The following is a 25,674-nucleotide window of genomic DNA, read 5'->3' as shown; positions in this document are numbered from 1 at the left end:
AGCGGTCTCCCTACTTTACTCGACCCACCATTCTTTGACGCACTACCCAAAACTTTTTGTGCCTTTACTTTGTGGTGATAATTTTCCATTTTCATAAACTCCATCATATCTCTTTCCTATACTTCTATTGTCGCTTGAAACCCCCGGTCGTAAATTGTAAGGTGATGAATTTAGTAATCTTATCAGCTTCCTCGTATCATGAATATGCTGAACAACATTATTGTAGTAGGTCTTATCTCCTATTTTTATATAGGTACCAAAATTTCGTTGGGGTATAGTAACCTTTTTTATCATACTCATAATTGCCTGCTTTGGTTTTTCTTGCACGGTTTTTGCTATATCGTGGTAGGACAATCGATGAGCTAGGTCAAAAGCTGTCTTACCTAATAATTTCTTGATTTCTTTTTGTGCTTTTTTAATGTTATTCGTAAATGGTGTTCTGGTGTTTTTTGGCACGCTCTTTTTCTTAGAGCTACTGCTGGAAGCGTATTGTTTTACACATTGGATTGTTTCCTTATTAAATATTCTAAGAATTGGCTTATCACTATATAATATATTTTTTCCTTTAGTTGTATCTTTTTGACGTTTCATTTGCGATGTTATGTCTATTGCTTCCGCTATTCTTTTGTCTTTTGATCCACCTTTTTTCTTTCCATTTTTAATAGTAGCTCTATTTGCTGAGTCAAACTTTTGCTGCACCACATGAGTCAACTCATGCGCTATCAACTCCTGCCCCCCACGACTCCCTGGCTCATATGCCCCCTGCCCAAAGAACACATCCTGCTTCGTAGTAAAAGCCTTCGCCTGAATTGACCTTGCCAACCCATCCGCCTGCGCCCCCGTATGCACGCGCACCCCGCTAAAATCCGCCCCAAACGCCTGCTCCATAGGCTCTTTCACTGACAGCGACAACGGCTGTCCTCCGCTTTTCGCTCCCTGCAACTGGGCTTCCCACTCGCTAGAAATTTCTCCCTCAGCATCACCCGCTGCCTGCACGGTAATCTGCCGTTGCACCCGTCCCGCATCCTCAACCTTTGGTTGACTCTTTTCCTCCGACCTTGTACTGGGTGCTTGGAATGGGTCACTGTGAATTTCATCTACCACTTGCCGCGCCACCTGGTCAGCTTCTTGCTCGTACACATCCCCCGGCGTGCCGAGAGTCAGCTTTGCTTGCACACCTTCCAGCCCCAATGTTGGTAGTTCGGGTGGGCTGGCGGCTGCCAGTGAGCGGTTGATATTCTCAATCATCCCGCCCGACTGATTTTCTTTCGTCTCAAAGCGATCGGAACTGGCTTCCTGCCCCGCTTCCGTTCGCGCCACCTCAGGAAACGGTCGGGCGGCAAACGTCTCTTTACTCGCCGTCTGCGGTGCGGGAGGTTGCCACGTTTGCGCCTCTACCTTGCCACTCTCTTTCGCCATCGTTGCTCCTCGCCGCTCGGTGCCGTTTCTCTCGGATGTTGCATCGCCCTTAACATACCCAGCCACCCACCGCGAATCGCAACTCATCCACAGAACACAACGCGATCGCGCCGTTTAACCCTCAGAACTGTTGCGATAGTTGTTCCTCATCACGAAAAATGAAGAATCTTTAAGACTTCAAACCCTCGATCGAGTTTGAGGGGTTATCAGGGCATCCATTGGGCGTGCAACTTGGCACAGCAGCCGATCCGGTGAACCGTCCTCCCCATTGAGTCCCTCCATCAGCAATCAGGAAGAACCGCTATGACCGCGATCGCATCTCCCACGTGGTATCAGACCAACTGGCAAACGATTCAGCAAGAAGTCGGGCGGATTCGGCAGTGGGTCGAGTCTTTCCTGGAGAACAAATCGCTGGACAGTCTTCCCGATGCCAGTGCCCCAACCAGTGCCTTAACCCAACTCTGCACTAAATTCCAGTTGTCCGCCTTCGAGCGAGACATCCTCTTGCTGTGCATCGGCATGGAAATCGACCCCGCTTTTGCCCGCCTCTGTGCGAAAGCCAACGGCAACCCCGATCGCCCCTTTCCCACCCTGAGTCTAGCCCTGTCCATTTTTCCCGCTGCCCGCTGGTCGGTGCTCTCGCCCCAAAACCCCTTGCAACGCTGGCAACTAATTGAATTCGCTCCCGGCTTCACCCTCACCCAAGCGGCAATCAGAATCGACAAACGCATTCTCTGTTATCTGTTAGGCGAAACCGCCGTTGACGAACACTTGTTGGGACTGGTCACGTTCCCCGAACCAGAAACTCACCCGTTGCCGCTTTCCCAACACGCGATCGCCGATCGCCTCATGACCACCTGGTCGCAAGCCCCAGGCAAATTACCCCTCTTACAACTCTGCGGTGCTGAATCGACCACCAAACATCAAATCATCCGCAAGCTCTGCGATCGCCTCGGCTTTAACCCCGGCATGATGAACGCCGCTGTCCTGCCCACACTCCCTTCCGAACTGCATCAACTCAAGCAACGGTGGGAACGAGAAGCCATCTTAGGAAATCGCGTCTTATGCCTCGACTGCGACACCCTCTCCGCCGCCGATCTGGTTAAAACAACGGCGATTTCTCTCTTGATTGAAACGCTCCAGACTCCTTGCATCCTCAGTACCCCAGAACGCTTGCCCATTCAACAGCAAACTGCCGTCAGTTTTGACGCTCCTCCCCTCAGTTTCCACGAACAAAAATCCCTCTGGGAAACTCACCTCGGCACTGCCGCAACCGAACTGAACGGACAACTCACCAAGCTGGTCTCCCAATTTAACCTCAGCCCCGCCACCATTCAAGCCGCCTGCCTGCAAGTCACCCGTGACGATGAATGGTCAATCCAACAGCCAAACTCTAAACTCCACCATCAACTGTGGGATTTCTGCCGCACTCAAGCTCGTCCGCGCCTGGATGACTTAGCCCAACGCATCGACACCACAGCAAATTGGGATGACTTAGTGCTACCAGACCCCCAACGCGAGGTACTCTCCGACATCGCCACTCATCTGCAACAGCGATCGAAAGTTTACCAGGACTGGGGCTTTGCCAAACAAGGCAGTCGCGGTCTTGGCATCACTGCCCTGTTTCACGGCGATAGCGGGACGGGGAAAACAATGGCAGCGGAAGTCTTAGCCCAGCATTTTCATCTCGACCTCTACCGCATTGACCTCAGCGCCGTGGTCAGCAAATATATTGGTGAAACCGAGAAGAATCTCGCCCGGATTTTCGACGCAGCAGAAACGGGAGGTGCCATCTTACTGTTCGATGAAGCGGATGCTTTATTTGGCAAGCGGACGGAAGTGAAAGATAGTCGCGATCGCCACGCGAATGTCGAAGTGAGTTACTTACTTCAGCGCATGGAAGCCTACAGCGGTTTAGCGATCTTAACCACCAACTTAAAAAACGCCCTCGATACTGCCTTTTTGCGCCGCATCCGCTTTATGGTCGAGTTTCCCTTCCCAACAGCCCTCTATCGCGCTCAAATTTGGCAGCGCATTTTCCCACCGCAAACACCAACCGAAGGGCTAGACTACCAAAAACTTGGACAGCTACAGGTCGCTGGCGGCAACATCCGCAATATTGCCCTGAATGCCGCTTTTATGGCCGCTGATGCCGATGAACCCTTAATGATGAAACACATTCTTCAAGCAGCACAGCGGGACTATCTGAAGCTACAAAGACTTCTGACAAAAGAAGAAATGAGAGGCTGGGTCTAAGTTTCGGGTTTTCTGCGCCTTCACAGAAAACCTCAGTGATCTTCCGTATCTTGCTCATAAAATGCGATAACGATCGCAGTTCTAGCAACTACAGTAAGCTTATCGTAAGTATTTTCACATCTGCGCGATCACCCATCAGAAAAGCATGGACAAAAAGGACATACCTGGAATTTACGATGAAGTCTATGCCCAGGAATATAATCAAAGATTTCTTCTCAATGAGAAATCTAAACAGAATGCTGATTTTGAAGCAGAAACAATTAACAAGCTTTTAAGTGAAATCGGTGAAGGAGCAATGTGGTTAGATGTCGCCTGTGGCACGGGCTACTTTCTAAGTCGCTTTCCCAATATAGAAAGAGCCGGATTAGATATCTCACCTGCAATGCTCAAGGTTGCCAAGCAAGCAAACCCAAATACTCTATTTGTTCAAGGAGACTATAGAGATAAACGTCCGCAGTGGGAAGAAAAATGGGATTTAGTATCTTGTATGTGGTGGGCTTATTCTTATGTAGAGTCGTTATCAGAACTAGAAAAGGTCATTGAGAACTTTGCAAGTTGGACATCTGATAGAGGTATTTGTTTTTTGCCAGTTTGCGATCCTGCCGAATTGGGATCTGGTGATCTGAAACTTCCCTACACCAGCAAGGATCTAGGTGAAGGGGGTGGATTTTATCAGTTTGAAGGAGTCATTTGGAGTTGGATCGATGAAGATGCTGGAAAACGACATCTCAATTTGTTGGCTCCACAACTGAAGTGTATGCTTATTCTATTTAAGAAATACTTCGAGCAAGTAGAGATTATTGAATATCCGTTAGTTGAAGGAGCGACAAGGAGAGCGATCGTGGCTCGTTCCAAAAAGCAAAAAGAGAGTCCTGAGACAACCGCAAAAATTAAAATCCCAACATCCAGCGGATTCTTTTCATCATTCTTCAAAGCGATTCGATCGCGCGATTGGTGGCTCTACAAAATTCCACCCTTACTGGCGATCGCCTATGCTGAAATCCTCTTGCTGGATCTGCCTTTCCTCCAATCGATCCTGACTGTAGCTGCGTTGCTATTTGCGATCGCCTGTGTCGCTGCCTACGGACACATTATTAATGACAGTTTTGATGTGGAAGTCGATCGACAGGTCGGCAAACACAACTCAATGGCTCGGTTCTCGCCCTGGCAACGCGCCCTGTTTTGCCTTGCCTTGGCAGTACTGGGATTCAGCCTGCCCATCCTGATGCACTTTAGCACCCTGGCGATCGTGCTGTTGGGCATCAACTATCTACTACCTACCTTCTACTCCGCGCCACCGTTCCGCTTCAAAGAAAAAGGCATCTTCGGCATTCTCAGCGATGCTGCTGGCGCACACGCCATCCCTACCCTCTTCATCGCCACCACCTTTGCTCATCTCGTAGCTACACCATCGCTGCAAGTGATAGGGTTAGCGATCGCTGCAACTGCCTGGTCATGCTTTGCTGGCATCCGAGGCATACTCCTACACCAACTCTGGGATCGTACCGATGATTTGAGGTCTGGTGTAAAAACACTGGTGACAGAATCCGATGTCGGGAGCGTTCGGTTTTGGATGAGTCGCATTATCTTTCCGATCGAACTGCTGCTGCTCAGTGCCCTCATCCTGGTGATTGCCCACTCCACACCCCTCATTCTCGTTTTCACGATCGGCTATTTCCTCCTCAAAATCACCCTCTTCAAAGCCGATCCCACCGCGACCTTCGATCCCGCACCCATCCAAAAAGCCTACGTTGTCCCCCACGATTTCTACGAAGTCGGCTTGCCCCTCATCCTGGCGATCGCTCCCTCCTTGCAAAACGCCTGGTTCGCCATCTTGCTTCTGCTACAGGTGATTCTCTTCTACCCCGGCATCGAACGACGAGTCACCAACCTGGTGCAATCCTTTCGAGATAAGCCACAGGATTTGAACCCGATACAAGTGCAACTGAATGCGTCACAAGCAGCGTTAATGCAGCTCAACGATCAACTTCAGCAAACCAAAACTCAACTACAACAACTGCAAACAGAGGCTCAACGCGATCGCGCTCAAACCCAAACCGCCCTGGCAGTCCTTCAGGCAGAACTAACTCAGGCTGAATCGGTACAACAGAGCTTGCAAGCAGAATTAGAGCGATTCAAAGCGTACCTCCAGCACACTCAGGGAACATCCGGTGTCATGGATTATTATCGTCATGCGATCGCCACCAACCCTGACGACCTCCAACTCTATTACCAGGCACTCGAAACCCAACCCGACGATGCCCACATTCACTTACAGCTAGGCAATGCCTTAGTCAGACAAGGGCAACTTAATGAAGCGATCGCTCGTTACCAAACCGCCCTCCAATTCCATCCAGACAACGTTGAACTTCACCTGGAACTCGGAAAAGCGTTAGAGCAAGCAACGCGATGGGATGAGGCGATCGCGGCTTATCGACGAGCGATCTCACTCCATCCAACTCATGCTCTAGCCCATCAACACTTAGGCGATGCGCTAGCCGAACGCGGTCAGATCCACGAAGCCAGCGTCTCTTACCGCCGCGTCTTGCAACTTCAAGCCGCAACTTGCTGAATTATGACGTAGCGAACTCTGTATGCTGCCGTTGTTCAAGCGATCGAAAGCCCAGCACGATTCGCTCCTTGGGAATGCCAGCCGCGACCAGATCAACCGCAATGCCCTCCTCTGTGCCATCATGCTGAATCCAGAGCTTGTCGCCAATCCGATCAATGTGGATTAACGTCCCGTAAATCCGATAGCCATTTTGCCAACCCGTTTCGACCAAAAGATAGCGATCGCGGTCTCGATCGCACACCAACTCAATCTGAACCTGGTCATCGCCAGCGAGAAAGTCGGCGTAGTCTTGCAAAACTTTTTCAACGGCTTCAAAATACTGAGGGTTTAGTGAATCCATCGGGCGATCGCCTCCTCAATTGGATCAAAGGTGACTAGACTAACAATGCCATCCTCAATTAAGGTTCTGCCTGCCTCTTCTTCAAAAACTGTTTTATAGGTATTTTCAGTCACCGCTAAGTACAAACTATGTTCAGGGTAATAGCGTTTTAGTAACCGAGCATACAACACAAACTGACCAACAGCTTGCTCAAGATCCTTCATGTCTGAAGGACTGGTGAAACTTTTAACCTCAACCGCTATTTTCTCTTCGCCTCGCAATGCAGCTAATAATCGCTCTGCACCTAAATCAACAAACAGGTTCTTTCCACGCGCCAGTCGAATTCGCAGGGGATCGTGAGTAATTGTCCAGCCATCTTTAATCAGAGCATTTTTAACGGCATCATGATAAATATCTCTTGCAGGCATGATATTCTCGACGCTTTAAGCAACTTCATAACTCATCTATTACTCTGTTCGGTTAACCAAGTCTCTAGATCAGACAAACCGGAGAAATCGAGCAAGGCTTCACCTAAGGCTTCCAACTGAGCAATGGGCAGGGCAGCGATTTGCGATCGTACCGGCTCCGGCAACTCACCCACCCCCGATTCAACAATCGGAAAATGAGCGATCGCTCTGCTTCCTCTGCCCAACTGGTTGTAATCTGCATCATACCCCTCTCGTTCTCCTGCCTCTAGTTTACCAAGTGGTCATGATCCATTATGCTGCCCCTCTACTGGGTGTTCGTCCTCAGCTTCGAGCGCTGAAACCACCTGCATGTAGCACTCTCCTGATAAATTGCAGATGCCAAAATGAGAGTGCTCGTTGTAGCTGTAGTGGGGTTTGACGTAAAAGGTGCCGACTTTTTCAAAAACATCGCAGATTTGAAGCTGTTGATTCACCTCAGCTTGCGGTAGTTCATCTAACTGCTCATAAAGATTTTCTGGCATCGTGACCAACGCAAAACCCAGCACATATTGACCGGGCGCAATACTGAAGTCAATGCTGCGACAGAAGCGTATGTAAGCGCCCTGCTGCACTTGATGAGGGACGATCGCTTGATGTTGATGGGAGCCTTTTGCATGTACGACGACATTAAATTTATTCGTGATCATCAGAGAGACGATCGGCACCTCAATGGTTGCTTTTAACAGAAACTCGCAACAGAGATAAGCCTGTTCTCCCTGCTGGAAGACCGTTGAAAATTGTCCATCTTGATTGCAAATGGCATAGCGAACCAGTTGAGCTTCTTTGGCATCAGGCGAGTCAACCGCCACAAAATTGTCAGCCGTTGCCCAGAAAAAGGCGTTTGATGCCTCGATCGCCGTTGTCACTGGTTTCATCAGCGCAGACGCTTGAGTAGCAGGGTTGAGAGCGCCCCTTCGCAGTTGATGGAACTGAATAATCGCGGCTCTCGGTTCGCCTTGAAATAGCTTCTGTCCCTGATGCAGCAGAATCGCTTCCTTGCAATATTGCTGCACCGAATCCAGTTGATGCGTCACCAGAATAATCGTTACCTGTCGTTTGATCAATGCTTCCAGACGGGCGTAGCACTTCTGCTGAAAGAAAATGTCGCCCACTGCCAGCACTTCATCGAGGATCAGCACATCACAATCTAGAAAGGCAAAGAGGGAAAAGGCTAACCGGGCTTTCATGCCAGAGGAGTAGAGCTTCATGGGGCGATCGAAAAACTCCCCCAACTCCGAGAACGCCTCAATCTCTTGCAACCGACTCTGCACAAAACCAGGTGGAAAACCCAGCAGTTCGGCACTATAAATGGCATTGGCTCGTCCACTCAGTTCAAAGTTGAAGTCCGTGCCTAACTCCAGCAGGGAAAGTACTTTGCCCTCTAACCGATAGCTGCCCTCGGTGGGCTTCAACACGCCCGTGATGATCTTCAACAACGTGCTTTTGCCCGCACCGTTCTCGCCCATGATACCCAGGAACTCACCCCGTCGCACTGCAAACGAGACGTGCCTGAGTGACCAAAACGGTTGATGGTAGCTTTGCTGCTTAGGACTGGTCCATTCCCGCGCCCGATCCCAGGGATTGCGGTAGATCTTGAAGCACTTCCCTAAATTCTCGACTTGCAGCACTACATCGCTCATACCACGTCTCGCACATCATCTTGCAGTTTGTCATTCACCGTCGCCCCCAGCCAAACAAATAAAGTGATCCACGCTGTGATGATGATCCAACTCTGAAGGCTCGGCAGTCGATTTTCAAGCATCACATAGCGAATGGCTTCAATCAAAACATAGGGTGGATTCAAGTAGAGCCAGGGATGAATCGCTGGCGGAATCACCGTATCGGGATAAAAGATGGGCATCGTCCAACTCCATAGGGGAATGAGGAACTGGAGGCTTTGCCGGATGTCGGGAAACAGTGTTTGCAGATTTGCCAGCACTAACTCCATCCCGAACCCTAACCCTTGCAGCAACATTGCCAGCAGCGGTAAGAGCAGGAGGCTCAAACCCAGGTGTCCACCAAACGCAGCACTGAGCGGCAACAGTAAGACCAGGTAAATGAACAGCAGCAAAAAAGAGGTGACAGCCACCTTTGCCACAAAAATTTCAGGAGGAATGGCTAACCGTTTCAGATAGGTAGCATTTTGCGTAAAAGCATTACCACCCTGCACGATCGCATCGGCAAACGTGCGCCAAGGCAATAAGCCACTGGTCAGGTAGAGCGCATAAGAATGCCCTTGGGTGCCACGCGAAAGTAGCAGGGAGAACACGATCGTGTAGATGATAATTTCGCACAGGGGATGGATGAGATTCCAGAAGATGCCGATGCCTGTGCCTGCATAGCGGAAGTGCAGTTCATTCCAGGCATTGTAGAGAATGTAACGACGATAGTGATAAAGGTGATGAATCAACACAGCTTGTTTGATCGCTCAGGTTTTCGACACAAAAGTTTGGCTACTCAAAGGATTCCTGATCCTTGGCTCACTGTGCGACTCTTGTATAGTATCGGAGAGCTTCCTCCTTGAGTAGATTTTGACCGTGAGCGATCGCCCGTTGACCATGACCCCAGCCGACAGCGTGAGTGCCTTCATCCACCTTCTGCAAACTAGAAAGTGGGCGGTTTACTCGACCGACGAGCCGACAACCCCTGTGGTCTCCATCATCTCTTCCTTCTTCAATGCCCATCAGTATTTTGAAGCAACCTACCAAGCGGTCATCAACCAGACCTTTCAGAACTTTGAGTGGGTGCTTGTCGATGATTGCTCTACCGATGCAGACGCGATCGCCCTCTTCCAGACGCTACCAACCAAGTCCAGCAAAATCAAAACGCTCAAACATGATGTCAATCAGGGCTTGTCAGCAGGTAGGAACACGGCAATCGCCCACGCGCAAGGCAAATACCTCTTCTTCATCGACTTAGACGACCTGATCGATCCGACCTACATCGAAAAGTGCGTGCTGTTTCTGGAGACCCATCCCGACTGCTCGATCGTCAACTCCTACTCGGTTGGCTTTCAGGCTGAGGCATACTGGTGGCATCATGGCTTTGATCAGCCTGCACGGTTTATTGAGCAGAACTGGGTGACGGGTCGCCTGCTGTATCGCAAGTCAGATTTTCATCGTTTGGGTGGCTTTGATACCGACCTGAACGTGTATGGCGATTGGGAACGTTGGTTAAGGGCGATCGTTAACCAGCAAAAGGGCTGGACCATACCTGAATACCTGGACTGCTACCGTCGCACAGGTTCTGGGTTGTTGGCGACCTTGCTCAACGATCCAATTGAAAATAAGCGAGAAATCGATTTAATTCAAGCTCGCTATCGCCCCTTTTTCACCCGTGACTGTTTTAATCCTCCTGTTATTCACAGCCACCGTTTTGATAGTCAGCCAAGCCAGCCTACCATTGCCGTCAAAAATCCACTGAAACGATATGGCAATCGTCAACGTGTCCTTTGCTTCTTCCCTTTTTTGGAAGTGGGTGGAGCCGATCGCTTCAACTTAGATCTCCTGACACTGCTAACCGAGCGTGGCTATGAGTTCACGATCGCCACTACCTTAAAGTCCAACCATCGCTGGCACCAGCACTTCTATGCTGTCACTCCAGATATCTTCCACCTGACCCATTTTTTAGATGACAAGGACTGGCTGGCGTTTACTCAGTACATCCTTACATCAAGACAAATTGATCTTGTCCTCATCTCCAATTGCTACATCGCCTACTACTTCCTGCCCCTGCTCCGCCAAGCGTTTCCCAACGTCGCCTTCGTTGACTTCACGCACACGATCGATCCGGGTTGGCGCGGCAATGGCTATCCCAGGCTCTCCTGTCAGTTCAGCCAATGGCTTGATCGCCAGGTTGTCACTTCTAAGTTTTTAGCAACGATTTATCAGAGCGCGATCGACCCAGAGAAATTGCAAGTCTGCTATACCAACATTGATGCCGAGCAATGGGTTCATGATCGCCAGAAGCGTCAACAACTCCGATCAACGCTGAACCTTGCCGATGACATAGTGGTGCTACTGTTTCCTGCCCGCCTGGTCGAACAAAAGCGTCCGCTCTTCCTAGTCGATCTGGTTAACGCGCTAAGTGTTCACACTACCTCGATCGCAGTGCTTGTAATCGGTGATGGAGAGTTGCTGCCTGACCTGACAGCCAAAATCAGCCACCTGAATCTGGAGCCTTACGTTCACCTCCTCCCTCCGGTTGCCCCAGCCGAAATGCTCGCCTTCTACTCTGCCGCCGATATCTTGCTTTTACCGTCAGCCTACGAGGGGGTGTCCCTCTCCCTTTACGAAGCGATGGCAATGCAACTCCCCGTTGTTGCATCAGATGTGGGAGGACAAGCAGAATTAGTGACTCCTGAACGGGTTTTCTTGTGGCTAAAGGCGAGAGCGATGCACCGGAGATACTGGCGTATCTACAGGTTTTGCTACCACTCATTCGGAGTCAGTCGCTACGCCAGCAAGTGGGCGATCGCGCCCGCCAGCGCATCGTTGAATCTTTCAGTTTGGCAAGTATGGCTGACCAGATGGAAGCGATCTTTGGAGAGGCGATCGCTTTGCGTCAAGCCAGTCCTGAAGTTAAAGTAGAGCGGGCGATCGCGTCAGAGATGCTGTTGCTGGCTCTAGAATACGTACACCAGGATCAAGCCTTCAGCCATTTGTGGCAAGAAAAGTGCTGGCTGGAACGAGAAAGGAACCAGCTACGGCAAGAGAAGCAACGCTTGGAAGAGGAACGCCATGAACTGGCGTGGAAAAAGCGAGCAATGGAATCATCTAAGTTTTGGCAGTTGCGAAAACAGTGGTTCAAGCTGAAGCGGTGGCTGCGATTCACTCAAGAAGAAGAAATCTAGGTAGTGCAATTCTCTGAAGTTGATCTATTACAGATCATTCCAGCCAAACTTCATCCCCAAATACTCTTCTAGTTCCTGGTTATGCTTATAAAAGAAATCAAACAAAGTTTTTCGTAATTGATCATCAACAGTTGGATAAGATCCCAGATTCAACTTGGGATAGCTGATTAAATCACAATCAGGTATATTTAGAAACTTGAAAACGCCCTTCAAGGTGTTGGAGGGTGAACCATACAGGTCTTCACTGTTCAAAACTAGAAATTGCTCTTTAGGGAAACGTGACATCCATCGCTCTAAAAAAGGTAGATAAAGGCTGAACCAAAGATAGCCATGCTCTGTTTTCCAATACGTTTCGCTGACCTGAGCAAGATTTTCAGCATTTCCTAAAATTGCCATTTCATCCGCGATCGCTTCACCTAAAGAGCGGTTTTCTAAGCCCGCTTTAGCAGACATGTAGAAGTGAGATATTGTTCTGGAAACTGGATTTCTCAGTAGGATAATCAATTTGATCAGGGGAAACGCATTAAAGACTCGTTCTGCTGCACCAATCGTTCCCAGATACCAGGGGGTTGCCTCTCCGGTTAAAAATCTCTCCTTCTTGAATGAGCGTGGAGGAAATTGAGCCAAATACCAATCGAGTCCATACTCATATCTTTCATTAAAAAATTGTATTTCTTTCTCATGTGGATTAATAATTTGAGGATGTTGTGATAGATAGTGAAAGAGAGAGGTAGTTCCTGCCTTACCTACGCCAATGATTAAATAGTTGATAATCGTTTGCTGCTGAGATATTTTTTTCTCTGCCGATATTTGGTAATTTGATTGTAGCCATGCACGTCTATAAGCCTGGATTGCTTCAGGTAATCTATGCTGTTTCGTCAATATGTCTCCCAATACTGCATAAGCCAGACGATGAATCTTAGGAAGTCGTATCACTTGCAAATAGAGGTTGGCTAGTGACTCCAACTCATCGATTTCAGGCAAGACAAAATACTGAATTGTAAAATGAGGAAACTGTAAGCTTGGCTCTAGATAAATGGCTTTATAACTTAGCTTCAAAGCGTTATTCCAATCTTCTTGCTGTGCAAGCGCAGATGCTAGAATAAGAGCATCTCTCCATGTTGTAGTATCAGCCTTACTTCTCAATTCTTCCAGCGGCTTTACAACATCCGCCAAAACTGCAAAAGCTGCTTCTAAAGTCAAAGTTTTTGAAAAGGATTCCAGTAAAGACTCCCTTTCCTTTTCGTTAAAACCTAATCGAGCGAAGACTTTGGTTAAAGCTTCAGAAGTCATTACCGATCGGGGCTGAACTTTCAAGGCTTTTTGATAGGTTTCAAGGGTTTTCTCTAAATTACCTTGTTCATCGTAAAGTTCAGCTAACTGATGATAAATGACATCGCTGCGTGGATTAATCAGCAACGCTTTCTGATAATGCTCAATTAATTTAACCAGTTGTTCATCACTAGACATACTTCCTCAAAAAATGTAGAACTTCTTTGAAATCTCGAAACCTTTTTCTAGCTGGTTTTCAGATAATAGACCATGACGTTTAGATCCCTGCTAAAGCATGACTGATGACTCTCCCTTAAAGCATAGTGGCATAATCTTATGGCTAACTGGACTCAGCGGAGCAGGGAAGACGACGATCGCCCAGTACCTGGAGCATAAACTAAGAGAGGGCGATCGCCCAGTCGAACGGTTAGACGGAGATGCGATTCGCCAGCACCTCTCGCAAGAGTTAGGCTTTAGCCGCTCAGACCGTGATACTAATGTCCGTCGCGTTGGTTATGTGGCAAATCTTCTCAACCGTAATGGAGTGATTGTCATCGTCTCCCTCATTAGCCCCTACCGCACCGTCCGAGATGAACTACGCTCTACCCTCCACAACTTTGTCGAAGTTTATGTCAATGCGCCTCTAGAGGTCTGTGAAGCCAGAGATGTGAAAGGGTTGTATGCTAAGGCGCGATCAGGTCAAATCAAATCTTTTACGGGCATTGATGATCCCTACGAAGCACCACTCAACCCCGACATCACCTGCAATACTGCCGCAGAAACGGTAGAGGAGAGCGTTGCTAAGATCATGACCTGGCTAGAGGCTGCGGGCTATTTACAAGGATCAGAGCGTTTTGCTTCTGCCAACAGCGATCGCGCGTTTCAGCATATATCACCATGAAACTCTTCTTGATCACCAGCGAATGTCCTCCAGTGCCGGGTGGGATTGCCACCTATGTCGGCAACACGGCGGCGATGTTTGCCGCTGCTGGACATGACATCACCGTTTTTGCCCGCAGCCAGCAATCAGGCATCGCACAGCAGGGACACTGCACCTTCATCAAAATCGCGCCCAAAGACGTGCATCTCCTTGCTCCCACAAGAGCACATTCCCTCTCCGAAGCCCACCCTGCTTTTCCCTACAACGTCATGGGCTACTGGGGCGCTTTAAGTTACCAACTAGCAGAAGCGGTCATTGACTACATTCGCAAGCACGGCAAACCCGACGCGATCGAGAGCGAAGATTTTAGCGGACTTGCCTACTTTTTGATGCAGCAGAAGCTCATCGGCTGCCCGGAACTGCAAGGAGTGCCGATCGTCCTCACCCTGCACAGTGCCCAATATATGCTCTACCCCGCCGACCAGATGCCCAGCTATCGACTCTCTGATTACTGGGTCGGTCGCATGGAAAAGTTTTGTACCCTGGCGGCAGATGGCATTGTGGCACCGACTCGATACATTGCGAAACAGGCGATCGCCGCGTTAGGTGACGACTTAGACATTGAAATCATTCCGTTACCTGCATCTAAACAGCTTCTCCACACCGATCAACTCCCTCACGCTCAACCCCAACCGGGAGACATCGTGTACTTTGGGCGGCTCGAAGTGCGGAAAGGCATTTTGCCCCTGGTCGAAGCGTGTCGTCGTTTGTGGGATGCCGGGATTGAGTTTCGGTTAACGGCGATCGGCGGCGACACCTGGTATCACCTCCAGGGCTGTCACATGAAGGCTTACTTGCAACAGAAATATCGTCGGTACATTGAGTCCGGTCAACTCGTCCTTTTCCCACCACTGGCTCAGGCTCAGTTATACGAACGAATCGCTAAAGCCTGGTGTGTAGTGCTTCCTTCCCTCTGGGAGAACTTCCCTAACACCTGCCTAGAAGCCATGCTGCTGGAAAAGGTGATCCTGGCAAGCTCCGGCGTTGGTCATGTTGAGATGCTCCGGACTACCAAGGGAGAAGCAGGCATCCTTTTTGATTGGAACGTGCCCGGTGATTTTGAGCAGCAACTCAAGCAAATTCTGGCGTTCACTCCTGAAGAGATTTTGCAGGCAGGTCAGCAAGCACGGGATGTGGTTTTGCAACTCACCGGACATCCTCAAGTCCTCTCACAGCGACTGGCATACCTGGAAAAAGTCATTGATCGCCACACCCAAAGAACGTTCTTTCCGTCCTTAAACTATCCACCGCACGGCTATATTTCCCTTCCCCAAGTCTCGACTAACAACGTAGAAAACAAAGGCAGAATCTCTGTTTGCGTCCCGTTCTACAATCACGGACAGTTCATCGAAGAAACGCTAGAGTCGGTTTACGCCTCAGACTACCCCGATCTCGAAGTGCTTTTGTTGGACGACGGCAGCACCGACCCGCAAAGCCTAACAAAGCTGGCAAAGCTTCAAAGCCATTACCCGAACCTGAAGGTGATCCGTACCCCGAATCAAGGCGTTGCTGCCGCTCGTAATCAGATGGCAGCGATCGCCAGTGGTGAGTACATCGCGTTTCTGGACTCCGACGACAAGGTATCGTCCACCTTCTACACTCAAGCCGTCAAAGTATTAGACCATTACCAAAACGTCGGCTTTGTTGCCTCCTGGCTTCAAGAGTTCGGCAGTTCCCAGAAAGTTTGGCTTGCCTGGAATCCTGAATTTCCCTACTTACTCTGCCACAATATGCTTGGTGTATGTACCGTGGTACGAAAGTCTGCCTACTTAGCAGTGGGCGGCATGAAACCAGCCTTAGCCGAAAACCTGGAAGACTATGAATGCTGGATTAGCCTCTGTGAGCAAGGCTGGGTCGGAGTGGTGCTGCCAGCACTGCATTACTTCTACCGGATTCGCCCCACGTCCCGCTTAGGCACCAGCAATCGGGAGCAACTGTTGTATTTGTATGAAGCGATCGCTCGTCTCCACCCGGATCTATACAGCAAGTATGGCAGTGAGATTTACCAACTCTTAAATCAGAACGGTGCTTCCTGGCTTTGGGATCATCCCTCCCGCAATGCAGCGGTAGCAACCACAGACTTGACGGGTATGGAAATTCTCATGCTCATCGTCAACAAGTTAAAGCGCATGAGAAGTGACGGAGGCATCGCTTTAATTTTCAGAAAGTTGCTCCTCTTAGCGCGATCGCGCCTTCGCAGAGACTGATAACGATAAGCTTGGCAAACTGTACATCTGTGTCCGAACAATTTTTGGCAGAACCGTCTGTACCAGTCCTTATGCGACATCAAAAATTCTTCAGTTAGTTTGCCTATACTGGAAAAAATGACAGCCTTCTCGCACAGCAAGACTGTGCTGATTGCTGAACAACTGCATAGGCTCGTACTAGACTGTTAGTGCAGTATAGAACTTTATTTTTTATACCAATTTCAACTTTTCGCAAATCCGTCTTTTTAGTATAGAACTTTAACTTTTTGCCGCTCTAAACAACCAACGAGTTCATAGGCGTTTCGCAGCTTTCTGGTATAGGAGATTATTTTATGGATACAGATACTGCTATTGCTCTTCGTCGTTTGTCTGTACACGATTATTACCGGATGGCAGAATCCGGGATTTTCCAGTCGGATGAACGGGTTGAATTATTAGAAGGACAAATTATCCAAATGGCAGCGAAAGGAACGGCTCATCGAGCAGCCGTGACAAGAATTCAACGGCTGTTTGATCAGCGTTTGGGCGATCGTGTGTTGATTTGTTTGCAAGATCCCGTTCAGCTAAATGATTATTCAGAACCAGAACCGGATATTGCGATTCTAGTTCCAGATCCACTGGATTATGAGGAGCATCATCCAACGGCATCAGAAGTGTATTTGCTGATTGAAGTTTCTGATGCAACCCTCAAGTTTGACCGAGAGGTAAAAGCACCTCCTTATGCTCGTGCTGGCATTGCAGAGTATTGGGTATTGGATGTAAACGCTCGCAAGCTGCATGTCTACCGTGTGCCAAGTGCGGATGGGTATCAGAGTGAAGCTATTCTGTCTGAAGCATTGACAATCGCACCATTGGCGTTTCCAGAGTGTGTGATTACGGTAGGGGAGATGCTGCGATCGCACTCTGCTGCTTAGCGTGCTCATGGTTCCCATGAGGCTTCTTAGAGCCGCAGTGGTGGAAACCAGCCGATTGGTTACGGTAGCGATCGCGGTTGGGATGATTTTAGTCACGTTGAGAGTGTATTTGTGGTTGGGCACTCTAGGCTGGTAAATCTCTCAGGGAGAACGCTACTATGTCGATGACTTCAATTAGTGCAACGCTTGACGCAAAAGACCGGGATGCCGTGATGGCTGCTGTGACGACCATTAGAGAGAAGCTACCGTTTTTGATTGATTTGACAGCGGACGACCGCAAGGCTCTACCGAAGATGGGCGATAAGAGTCGGGCGTTTGTCAGCAAGGCGTTGGAGGTGGCGACGCAGAACCCGGACTTTTTGCCAAGGTCGTTTGACTTGGAGGAGTTGCGGAGAGATGTGCAGTTGTTTGAAGCGATGTATCCGATCGTGGTGGCGCTGACGCAGTTGCAGGAACTGGTGGATGATACGTGCTTGGCAGCAGGAAGTGAAGCATATGCGGCGGCGTTGCAGGTATATAACTACGCGAAAGCAAGTGGACAGGGTGCAGGGCTAGATGCAGTGGTAGGTGAGATGGGGCAACGGTTTGCTCGCAAACCCCGAAAGACTAAGGCACCAGAAGGAACGACACAGCCGCAAGGGGCAACAATGTAGCTTAAAGCCTGACGATTTGACTTCCGAAGCTGACGGTTGAAGCTCAGAGCTTGGATGTTAGAGCAAAAAGCTCAACGTTCCGAGGTCTGAGCTTCGTTCTTGGAGCAAAAAGGTCGGAGTTTCGAGTAAAAAGGTCGAAGTGTTGAGTAAAAAAGTCGAAGTGTCGAGTTCTGTAGCTTGCGTCTGCAGAGCAGTGGTTGGAGTTTTGAGTTCTGAGGGCGGAGTTTCGTGATCGAAGCTCGATTTGTCGAGTGCAGAGGTTGGACGGTGAGGGTTGGAGGGCGATCGCTCTCTGATCTGATGCTTGCGCCAGGAGGAGCAGTTGTTCCTAAGGATGAGCAATGTAAAGCTGTTGTGGTGTCAACGAATAAAATGATTCAAAATGGAGGCTACGGTGTCAAAGGTTTTGGGTTACTTGCTAGATGACTGAGGTCAAAGTCAAGGTATTTTTCTCCTACTCTCACAAGGATGAAGACTTGCGTGAGGGGTTAGAAGAACATTTGAAGTCTTTAGAGCGGCAAGGCAAGATTGAACCCTGGCACGATCGCAAAATTGACCCCGGTACAGATTGGCGTAAAGAGCTTGACAGTCAGCTAAACTCGGCAGATATTATTTTGCTGCTTGTTAGCCCAAGCTTTGTCAATTCCGATTTTTGCTACTGCACCGAATTGGAGCAGGCTAGAAAACGTCATGATGCTGGCGAGGCTTGCATTATTCCAATCTTTCTAAGATCCCTTGATCTGGGCGCACTTGAGAGAACGCCCCTACAAACGTTACAAGGATTACCGGAGCCAACCAAACCGATTACTAAGTGGGACGATCGGGATGAAGCCTTTACCGTGGTTGCCAAAGGCATCCGTGCAACTGTTAACAGGATTCAGCAGGAAAAAGAGGCAAGGCAAGCTGCTCAATCCAGCGAATTAGCTCGCCAATCGCCAATGCGATCGCGCGTTCCAGATGAGCACTATATCGAGCGGGATGAGGCGAAAAAGCTATTGGAACGGTTTGAAACCGCACTCCAGCAGCCGGAAGGACGGCCCTTACTGTTTAATATTTGCGGCATTGGCGGAGTTGGCAAAACAACATTATTGGGTCGCTTGCAGGAAGCTCATGCAGAAAACGTTGATTTTCTGGAGGTTTGCTTTGCGAAGACGGCTGATATCGAAACGCCGCTAAAACTCATGCGGAAGTTGCATCAGCAGGTAATGGCGCTTTTGGGTACTGAGACGAGCAACGACGCGTTTAGACAGCGGGAGCAGCTATTTGAAACAACGCTTTTTGCGTTGAGCCAGCAGTCGGTAGATGGAAAAGAACCCAGTAGTGAAGACGCAAGGAAGATTACGAGCTGGTTTGAACGGTTTATCTGGTTAGGGACAGCAAGCTTTGCATCGACCTCAAGCAAACCGAAAGCCTATGGCACTTCAGGCGCGGAATTTGCGGCTGTAGGGGCAATTGGTGAGGGTGCTGAGGGTTTACAAGACTGGATACAGCAGCGAGTCCGGCATCATCCTGCCACCAAAGATCAGCCTGAGCTACAGGCACTCATGTTGGAACCCGTTTCCAAACTGACGCAAGCGTTTGCCGAGAGTTTAATGCAAGCTGCCCAACGCAGAGAACGATCGCTTGTGCTGATTTTAGATACCTACGAGAAAGCGCAGGCTTATCTCAATCAATGGCTTTGGCAGTATTTGGTTGAAGATACCCCGCTGTATATGGCACCCGTGCGGCTGGTGGTGGTCGGGCGGCGATCGCTGCAAATCGATGAAGGTTGGCGCAAGCTCAATCAAGATCGAAAGCTGCTGCATGAGACATCACTCCAGAGATTTGACAAGAAGAAAACTGAGGACTACCTTCAGCATATTGGCATTCAAAATGGCGGGACACGCGCCAAAATCTATAGGGCAACCCAGGGATTACCCTATTATCTGGATTGGGTACGGAAACAACGAGAGGACGGTAAAGAACCTGACTTCTCCAAAGGCAATCAGGCGATCGCTGACCTACTCTTGCAGGGAATAGACTCCCAGCAGCGGCAGCAACAGCGGCAGCTTTTGCAGGTGGTAGCCTGTTGCCGATGGTTCGATCTCCCAATGATTCGAGTTTTGTTAGGGAGCAAGAACTTAGATTGGCAACAAGGCATTGATAATGCAGAGAGTTATTTTGAATGGCTGAAGCACTCAGATTTTGTTGAGTTTAGCAAAGGGCATTATTGCTTAGATGATGTAGCGCGCGATGTTTTTCGGCAGTCCTACTTCCAGGACGATCAGAATCAGTTTCGTAAAACCCATGCATTACTCGCTGACTACTTTAAACAGCAAGCAGATGAGCTTTTTGACCCTCAAAGTCTTCTACCCGATCCGTATGAGGATGAGGAGTGGCGAGGATTAATCGCGGAGTTTCTCTATTACAGTCTTTTTGGCAAAGGCAGAGAAGGACTTCAGCACTATATTGAGCAAGTCTTCATCGCTGCTTATTTGCGAGAACCAGATGTGTTTATCGCACCCTTTGCTTTCATTAATGCAGAGTTGAGTGAAGAAAGCCAAACGCTGCTTCCTGGCGCAACAGGCAAGTTTTTTAAGGATGCTGCAATGGCGCTCAGATTCGGTTGGCTTTTTCTAGGTCAGCCGCCCAAAAGCTACAAACTTAAATTTGAAGGTGAGGATGATTTATCAGAAGATGAGATCGCGGCACACTTGAAAAAGGTTGAGGATTCTTTGCAAGTTTTGCTGGAGCAAGTAGGCAACTTGCAGGATGGCTTGGGTAAGTGTGTCGGACTGATCTATAAGTCCCTACGTTGCAATCGATCCAGAGAAATCATTGACGCACTTTTGCAAGCAAAAAGTCAGGCTGAACAGCTACAGACTCATTGCCGTCCGAAACTACTCCACAGTCTTTTTTCAAAGCTTGGTGCTTTGCTGAGCGTAGTAGAACGCTATCAGGATTCGCTAGATTGTTGTGAGAACGTATTAGAGCTGTGCGAAGGTAATCCACTCACTTTCTTTGTAAAAGGTGTGGCACTCGGCGAGTTAGAACGCTATGAGGAAGCGCTAGAAAGCTTCTCCAAAGCAGTTGACCTCGACCCTAAAGCTATTAATGCTTGGATAAACCGAGGGGCTGTACTCTTTAGCTTGGAGCGCTATGAGGAAGCACTGGAAAGTTTTCAAACAGCGACTGACCTCGACTCTAAAGATGTTGCTGCTTGGAGAAAACGGGGGGGGGTACTCTTTAGCTTGGAGCGCTATGAGGAAGCACTGGAAAGTTTTCAAACAGCGACTGACCTCGACTCTAAAGATGTTGCTGCTTGGATGGATCGAGGGCATGTACTCCTTAATCTAGAGCGTTATGAGGATGCGCTGGAGAGCTATCAAAAAGTGCTTGACCTCGATCCTAAGACTGTTGAGGTTTGGAGAAATCGAGGGAACGCATTCGCCAACCTAGAGCGTTATGAGGAAGCATTGGAAAGCTATCAAAAAGCGCTTGACTTCAACCACAAGGATATTGCTGCTTGGAGAAGTCGAGGGGATGCTTTACAAGAACTGAAGCGGTATGATGATTCTCTTGTCGCTTGTGAGCGAGCGCTTGAAATTGATCCTGAAAATTCTCATACACTGAACTCTTATGCCTTAACGTTGAGCCTGCTTCAAGAGTTTGAGAAAGCCATCGCGGCGGTTGACAAAGCAATCAACTTGAAGCCTGAAAAAGTGTTATACAAAGCGAATCGCAGTATTGTTCTAGCGAGGGTTGGTCGATACGCTGAAGCCCTTGCTGCCTGTGAGGAAGCAGTAAAGCAAGCCCCTGAGCACGAAAGCGGCTATTACGCCAAAGCCTGCTACTACGCTCTGCAAGATGAACTTGAACAGGCAATTGATCACTTGCAAAAAGCAATTGCGATTGCACCTCGTCTCAGCCGCAGGGAAGCCAGGCACAACCCAGATTTTGACCGTATTCGGGATAATGAGCGCTTTCGAGCGTTGGTGTACCCAAAATAGACATTCTGAGCCAGGAAGGATTTGGAACAGCGATTTCTTCGGAACGCTTTGCGAACGCCTTCCACTCTTCACCACTCAATAACGATCGCCTCTATTGGCTGGGAATTCTATCAATCAGGGACATTGGCAGAATTTTGTGAAATACGATCCAGGCAAACATCACAGGCGATCGATTTGTCTGAAAGGATATGATTACGCTTCAGCCGGGATGTGGTTTATTACTATCTGCACGTATCAACGGCAATGTCTGTTTGGTGAAATTAGTGGCGGTGAAATGCAGTTGAGCAAGATTGGAGAAATAGCAGAATCTTGTTGGCAGGCAATTCCAGATCATTTTCCCAAGGTTCAACTAGATCAATTTGTAGTGATGCCTAATCATCTGCATGGGATTATTTCTACCGCCGATACCTGTAGGGGCATGGCATTGCCATGCCCCTACCCGACGATACGACCTGAAGAACGGAGATTTGGAAAACCGATCGCAGGTTCATTATCAACCATTGTCGGTTCATTCAAATCAGTCGCTACCAAACAGATTAATCTCCTTCGTAAGGCACCTGGAACTCCGGCTTGGCAGCGCAATTATTACGAACATATCGTCCGCAACGAAGCATCATTGCAATACCTGCGGCAATACATTCAGAACAATCCCCTGTCCTGGCAGGAAGACCAGTTGCATCCGGATGTGCCGTCCAAGTGGTAGGGCGATCGCCAGAGACAAATGCGCGATCGCCCTCCAACCCTCACCTTTCGATCTCAGAACTCGAAACATCGACCTTTGAACCTGACACTTCACCTTCCAATCTCGAAACTCCGACCACTGCTCTGCAGACGCAAGCTACAGAACTCGGAACTTTGACTTCAGAACACGAAACTCCAGCCTCAGAGATTGAAACTCCAAGCTCAGAACCCGGAACGTCGAGCCTGGAACACGGAACTTCGAGATCAGAACTGCAAGCTTCGTGGTCAGAAGTCAACACACCCTGTAATTTGTCGAAAACTGCTTGCTAAACGCTCCAACTTGCAGTCCTTTTGTATCTCATACCAATTTGAATTGAAAATGCGACACATCCTGTAGGGGCAAGGCAATGCCTTGCCCCTACCCACCGATTGATCTGTAGCCGTCATTCTTTAAACCGGTATTACTGGCATCGGGTTTACCAGGTACCAGGGTTTTTTGTCTGCCCACACCACACTAACGTCTTGCAGGAGAGCGCAATGCCGATTTAGGGATTGAACCAGCATATTCTCTACCTGATTGCGCTCACCCCTGGTTGATTGACAAAACTCCTGGAACCCCTTGTTCTCGCTTAAGCCAGCAGTTCGCCTGTTTCCTGGAGGGAGTGCAGGCGGCGATAGATGCCTGCGCTGTTCAGCAATTCATCGTGGTTGCCAACTTCCACAATGCGACCGTTTTCGAGAACCACAATTTTGTCAGCTTCACGGACGGTGCTGAGACGATGAGCGATGATGATCAGCGTGCGGGTGCCAAGAATGGCGCGCATCGCCAGTTGGATTGATCGCTCCGACTCGTAATCCAGGCTAGAGGTCGCTTCGTCAAAAATCAGCACATCTGGTTCCATAATCAGGGCACGGGCGATGCCGACTCGTTGACGCTGACCACCAGAGAGGCGAACACCCCGTTCACCGACGATCGTCGCATAGCCGTTGGGCATATGGCGGATGAAGTCGTCTGCCTGGGCAATGCGGCAGGCTTCGCGCACTTGCTCGATCGTCGCGTTGGGATTGCCATAGAGTAGGTTATCCATCAACGTGCCGTTGAAGATATCCACTTCTTGGTGGACGATCGCCAACCGTTTGCGGTAGCCGGTTACATCCAGACGGCGCAGGTCGTACCCATCCATCAGAATGCTGCCGCTATTTGGCTCGAAGTAGCGGAACAGAAGCTTGACCAGGGTGGACTTGCCAGACCCCGATCGTCCTACCAATGCCACCGTTTGATACGGTTCGATGAGCAGATTAATGTCCTTCAGCACCGGGCGATCGGGGTCATACCCGAAGGTCAGGTGCGAAAACTCCACCTTGCCTGTGAACTGATATGGCTCTGCATCCTTGTCTCGCACCAAACTACCCGCATCTTTCCCAATGGGAAGCTGCATGAATTCGTGAAAGCGAATCATTGAGGCATAGCGGCGGGCAAAGACTTCTGCCAGTTGGCTAATCGGCTCGACTTCGGCATACGCCATGCTGGAGACCGTTAGCGTGGTGACAAAATGACCGAGCGAAATTTCGCCTCGCACCGCTGCCATGAGCGTAAAGACCAGCACCAAAAAGACGCAGCTTTGCACGATCGTCCGCTCGTACATCCCTAGCTTGACGTAACCTTTGTGAATACGATAATCCACCACTTTGAACTCACGCTCGAACCGTTGGCGCTGTCGTGTCAGCTCTTGGGCTTCAGTCGCAAAGGCTTTCACCGTTTTGATGTTCGTGATGATCTCCGAGTTTCGGCTTTCCGTGTCTTCAATATAGCGATCGAGCTTTTCTTCCTGTTTTGTCAACCTGGTCAACCCCGATAGGCTGAAGCTGAGAATGCCGACAAAGGAAAGAAGCAAGACGATCGCAATGCGCCACTCAATCAGCCAGATGACGGTGAAGATGCCGATAATGCGGGCCACTTTGGGCAAGAGTTGACCTGTAATTTCGGGATACGTCCATGTATGGTTAGAAATCCCCTTAGCAACGCGTGCCGCAATCCGTCCAGGGTTGTTTTCGTCGTAGAACTCCAGTGGTAAGGTCAGCACTTTTTCCAGTGCCTTTTGAGCGTGATCACGACGGGCACGAAAGGCGGTATCCCAGTTAAACCACGGCCCCAACCAGGGTTGAATGGGTGCCCGACCGACTGAAACGAGACACACCATTGCTAAGAGAACCATTAACGAAAGCATTTGCCCCTGTGGTTGCCCTGTTACCTGTGCAACGCTTGCAATCAGGTTTTGCACAGGCTGATCCAGCGGCTGCTTAGATAGCACGTTAAGAATCTGCCCGATCGCGTAAGGGCCAAACAAATCAATGATTTCAAAGACACTCATCATTGCAATGCTGAAGACGGAAATCCGCCAGTACCGATGGTAATAGCGGACAATGTCTTGAAATTTCGCCATGATTCCTCCTTGAACGGTCGATGCCTGATTTGCATTGAGCCGCGTAAGCAACTCAAGCTAGCTGTTCACGACGAACAGCGGTTCTGCTATAAGGGTTTCACTAACGAATTAGGTGTCAGATGACGATGTACCAAATTAACGATGCAAGTGCATTAAGCGAATAGTGCATTAAGCGGACAGTGCATTGAGCGGATAGTGCATTGAGCGGATAGTGCATTGAGCAGATTGTGCATTGAGCGGATAGTGCATTGAGCGATCGCACAGCTTGCTTCCAGGCACACAGCACGAAGCCTTGAGTTATGCTACAGAAGTAGTATTGTAATACAAATTCGACTGTTTGCCAAAATTTCCGAAGCAGAAAAATGACTTAATCTTGACTAAAGCCTCGGAAGTTTAAGCGATGTCATTTGGTGGTGATGCTTGATTCCTGGTTCAAACCTTCGAAGGTTGCGCGTAAGCCCTAGCTTCTTTCTCTTCCCTTCTAGCGTTTATTCTCTCTTTCAACCTTTACCTTCTTTTAATCAACAGCGCCTTACCCCCTACATTTCATCCCTTGGGCGCGATCGCTTCCAACTCAGGAGAGATGAAGCAACGCGATGACCTCGGCGATTCTGTGTACAACAAGAGCAATGCTTCTATGCTAAAGGCGTATTAAACCTCTGCAAGTTGTGGGCTGCTTGAGTTGAGCT

At 49.2% G+C, this 25,674-nt stretch carries 19 protein-coding genes; 10 read left to right on the top strand and 9 right to left on the bottom strand.

Features of this window, described 5'->3' with window-relative positions; translation table 11 throughout:
- Positions 1 to 42 precede the first annotated feature (42 nt).
- Complete coding sequence (locus AC5JLP_RS21105) at positions 43 to 1,419, bottom strand: eCIS core domain-containing protein (protein ID WP_496069919.1); 1,377 nt, start codon at positions 1,417 to 1,419, stop codon at positions 43 to 45.
- 303 nt (positions 1,420 to 1,722) lie between these two features.
- Here AC5JLP_RS21105 and AC5JLP_RS21100 point away from each other — a divergent pair, with 303 nt between their 5' ends.
- Positions 1,723 to 3,675, top strand: a complete 1,953-nt coding sequence (locus AC5JLP_RS21100) for an ATP-binding protein (protein WP_496069918.1) — start codon at positions 1,723 to 1,725, stop codon at positions 3,673 to 3,675.
- A 145-nt stretch (positions 3,676 to 3,820) separates the two neighbouring features.
- Positions 3,821 to 6,247: a tetratricopeptide repeat protein gene (locus AC5JLP_RS21095; RefSeq protein ID WP_496069917.1), complete on the top strand. Its 2,427-nt coding sequence runs from the start codon at positions 3,821 to 3,823 to the stop codon at positions 6,245 to 6,247.
- 1 nt (position 6,248) lies between these two features.
- Here AC5JLP_RS21095 and AC5JLP_RS21090 read toward each other — a convergent pair whose 3' ends face one another.
- Genes AC5JLP_RS21090 through AC5JLP_RS21065 form a run of 6 tightly spaced genes read right to left on the bottom strand, consistent with a single transcriptional unit; the run spans position 6,249 to position 9,446 of the window.
- The gene (locus AC5JLP_RS21090) at positions 6,249 to 6,587 is read right to left on the bottom strand and encodes a XisI protein (RefSeq protein ID WP_496069916.1); all 339 of its coding nucleotides are present in this window, start codon (positions 6,585 to 6,587) and stop codon (positions 6,249 to 6,251) included.
- Positions 6,575 to 6,994 carry a XisH family protein gene (locus AC5JLP_RS21085; protein WP_496069915.1) on the bottom strand — a complete coding sequence of 140 codons (420 nt, stop codon included), beginning with the start codon at positions 6,992 to 6,994 and terminating at the stop codon, positions 6,575 to 6,577. The genes AC5JLP_RS21090 and AC5JLP_RS21085 overlap by 13 nt, the downstream gene beginning before the upstream one ends.
- 32 nt (positions 6,995 to 7,026) lie before the next feature.
- Positions 7,027 to 7,110: a DUF4351 domain-containing protein gene (locus AC5JLP_RS21080; protein ID WP_496069920.1), complete on the bottom strand. Its 84-nt coding sequence runs from the start codon at positions 7,108 to 7,110 to the stop codon at positions 7,027 to 7,029.
- Complete coding sequence (locus AC5JLP_RS21075) at positions 7,098 to 7,238, bottom strand: hypothetical protein (protein WP_496069921.1); 141 nt, start codon at positions 7,236 to 7,238, stop codon at positions 7,098 to 7,100. Before AC5JLP_RS21075 ends, AC5JLP_RS21080 begins: the two co-directional genes overlap by 13 nt.
- Before the next feature lie 37 nt (positions 7,239 to 7,275).
- Entirely contained in the window at positions 7,276 to 8,673 is a 1,398-nt protein-coding gene (locus tag AC5JLP_RS21070) for an ABC transporter ATP-binding protein (protein WP_496069914.1), read from the bottom strand.
- A complete protein-coding gene (locus AC5JLP_RS21065) occupies positions 8,670 to 9,446 on the bottom strand; it encodes an ABC transporter permease (RefSeq protein WP_496069913.1) in 777 nt (258 codons plus the stop codon). Before AC5JLP_RS21065 ends, AC5JLP_RS21070 begins: the two co-directional genes overlap by 4 nt.
- A 124-nt stretch (positions 9,447 to 9,570) precedes the next feature.
- On the opposite strand from AC5JLP_RS21065, the gene AC5JLP_RS21060 reads away from it, so the two are divergent.
- Together AC5JLP_RS21060 and AC5JLP_RS21055 are read left to right on the top strand one after the other, a co-directional pair.
- Positions 9,571 to 11,622, top strand: coding sequence for a glycosyltransferase (locus AC5JLP_RS21060; RefSeq protein ID WP_496069912.1), 2,052 nt, complete (start codon positions 9,571 to 9,573; stop codon positions 11,620 to 11,622).
- A complete protein-coding gene (locus tag AC5JLP_RS21055; RefSeq protein ID WP_496069911.1) occupies positions 11,550 to 11,885 on the top strand; it encodes a hypothetical protein in 336 nt (111 codons plus the stop codon). Before AC5JLP_RS21060 ends, AC5JLP_RS21055 begins: the two co-directional genes overlap by 73 nt.
- Before the next feature lie 27 nt (positions 11,886 to 11,912).
- On the opposite strand, the gene AC5JLP_RS21050 is transcribed toward AC5JLP_RS21055, so the two are convergent.
- Positions 11,913 to 13,355 (bottom strand): tetratricopeptide repeat-containing sulfotransferase family protein, encoded by a 1,443-nt coding sequence (locus AC5JLP_RS21050; protein WP_496069910.1) that lies wholly within the window; start codon positions 13,353 to 13,355, stop codon positions 11,913 to 11,915.
- A gap of 97 nt (positions 13,356 to 13,452) precedes the next feature.
- Between AC5JLP_RS21050 and cysC the strand changes: the two genes are divergently transcribed.
- The 6 genes from cysC (at position 13,453) to AC5JLP_RS21020 (ending at position 22,563) form a co-directional block, all read left to right on the top strand.
- Entirely contained in the window at positions 13,453 to 14,058 is a 606-nt protein-coding gene (cysC, locus tag AC5JLP_RS21045; RefSeq protein WP_496069909.1) for an adenylyl-sulfate kinase, read from the top strand.
- Entirely contained in the window at positions 14,055 to 16,304 is a 2,250-nt protein-coding gene (locus AC5JLP_RS21040) for a glycosyltransferase (RefSeq protein WP_496069908.1), read from the top strand. Before cysC ends, AC5JLP_RS21040 begins: the two co-directional genes overlap by 4 nt.
- A gap of 332 nt (positions 16,305 to 16,636) precedes the next feature.
- A complete protein-coding gene (locus tag AC5JLP_RS21035) occupies positions 16,637 to 17,218 on the top strand; it encodes a Uma2 family endonuclease (RefSeq protein WP_496069907.1) in 582 nt (193 codons plus the stop codon).
- 158 nt (positions 17,219 to 17,376) lie between these two features.
- Entirely contained in the window at positions 17,377 to 17,871 is a 495-nt protein-coding gene (locus AC5JLP_RS21030) for a hypothetical protein (RefSeq protein WP_496069906.1), read from the top strand.
- A gap of 422 nt (positions 17,872 to 18,293) precedes the next feature.
- On the top strand, positions 18,294 to 21,860 hold the full coding sequence (locus AC5JLP_RS21025) for a tetratricopeptide repeat protein (protein WP_496069905.1): 3,567 nt from the start codon (positions 18,294 to 18,296) through the stop codon (positions 21,858 to 21,860).
- Between the two features lie 94 nt (positions 21,861 to 21,954).
- Positions 21,955 to 22,563 carry a transposase gene (locus tag AC5JLP_RS21020; RefSeq protein WP_496069904.1) on the top strand — a complete coding sequence of 203 codons (609 nt, stop codon included), beginning with the start codon at positions 21,955 to 21,957 and terminating at the stop codon, positions 22,561 to 22,563.
- 607 nt (positions 22,564 to 23,170) lie between these two features.
- Here AC5JLP_RS21020 and AC5JLP_RS21015 read toward each other — a convergent pair.
- A complete protein-coding gene (locus tag AC5JLP_RS21015) occupies positions 23,171 to 24,985 on the bottom strand; it encodes an ABC transporter ATP-binding protein (RefSeq protein WP_496069903.1) in 1,815 nt (604 codons plus the stop codon).
- Positions 24,986 to 25,674: the final 689 nt, after the last annotated feature.

The sequence above is a fragment of the Stenomitos rutilans genome, from assembly GCF_059505485.1.
Note: the sequence above shows the minus strand (reverse complement) of the source record. Positions and strands in the feature narration are given on the sequence as shown.

What these genes read in the sequence shown, in the direction of transcription:
- AC5JLP_RS21105 (WP_496069919.1), bottom strand. Translation starts at nt 1,419, where the DNA reads ATGGCGAAAGAGAGTGGCAAGGTAGAGGCGCAAACGTGGCAACCTCCC.
- AC5JLP_RS21100 (WP_496069918.1), top strand. Translation starts at nt 1,723, where the DNA reads ATGACCGCGATCGCATCTCCCACGTGGTATCAGACCAACTGGCAAACG.
- AC5JLP_RS21095 (WP_496069917.1), top strand. Translation starts at nt 3,821, where the DNA reads ATGGACAAAAAGGACATACCTGGAATTTACGATGAAGTCTATGCCCAG.
- AC5JLP_RS21090 (WP_496069916.1), bottom strand. Translation starts at nt 6,587, where the DNA reads ATGGATTCACTAAACCCTCAGTATTTTGAAGCCGTTGAAAAAGTTTTG.
- AC5JLP_RS21085 (WP_496069915.1), bottom strand. Translation starts at nt 6,994, where the DNA reads ATGCCTGCAAGAGATATTTATCATGATGCCGTTAAAAATGCTCTGATT.
- AC5JLP_RS21075 (WP_496069921.1), bottom strand. Translation starts at nt 7,238, where the DNA reads ATGATGCAGATTACAACCAGTTGGGCAGAGGAAGCAGAGCGATCGCTC.
- AC5JLP_RS21070 (WP_496069914.1), bottom strand. Translation starts at nt 8,673, where the DNA reads ATGAGCGATGTAGTGCTGCAAGTCGAGAATTTAGGGAAGTGCTTCAAG.
- AC5JLP_RS21055 (WP_496069911.1), top strand. Translation starts at nt 11,550, where the DNA reads ATGGCTGACCAGATGGAAGCGATCTTTGGAGAGGCGATCGCTTTGCGT.
- AC5JLP_RS21050 (WP_496069910.1), bottom strand. Translation starts at nt 13,355, where the DNA reads ATGTCTAGTGATGAACAACTGGTTAAATTAATTGAGCATTATCAGAAA.
- cysC (WP_496069909.1), top strand. Translation starts at nt 13,453, where the DNA reads ATGACTGATGACTCTCCCTTAAAGCATAGTGGCATAATCTTATGGCTA.
- AC5JLP_RS21040 (WP_496069908.1), top strand. Translation starts at nt 14,055, where the DNA reads ATGAAACTCTTCTTGATCACCAGCGAATGTCCTCCAGTGCCGGGTGGG.
- AC5JLP_RS21035 (WP_496069907.1), top strand. Translation starts at nt 16,637, where the DNA reads ATGGATACAGATACTGCTATTGCTCTTCGTCGTTTGTCTGTACACGAT.
- AC5JLP_RS21030 (WP_496069906.1), top strand. Translation starts at nt 17,377, where the DNA reads ATGTCGATGACTTCAATTAGTGCAACGCTTGACGCAAAAGACCGGGAT.
- AC5JLP_RS21025 (WP_496069905.1), top strand. Translation starts at nt 18,294, where the DNA reads ATGACTGAGGTCAAAGTCAAGGTATTTTTCTCCTACTCTCACAAGGAT.
- AC5JLP_RS21015 (WP_496069903.1), bottom strand. Translation starts at nt 24,985, where the DNA reads ATGGCGAAATTTCAAGACATTGTCCGCTATTACCATCGGTACTGGCGG.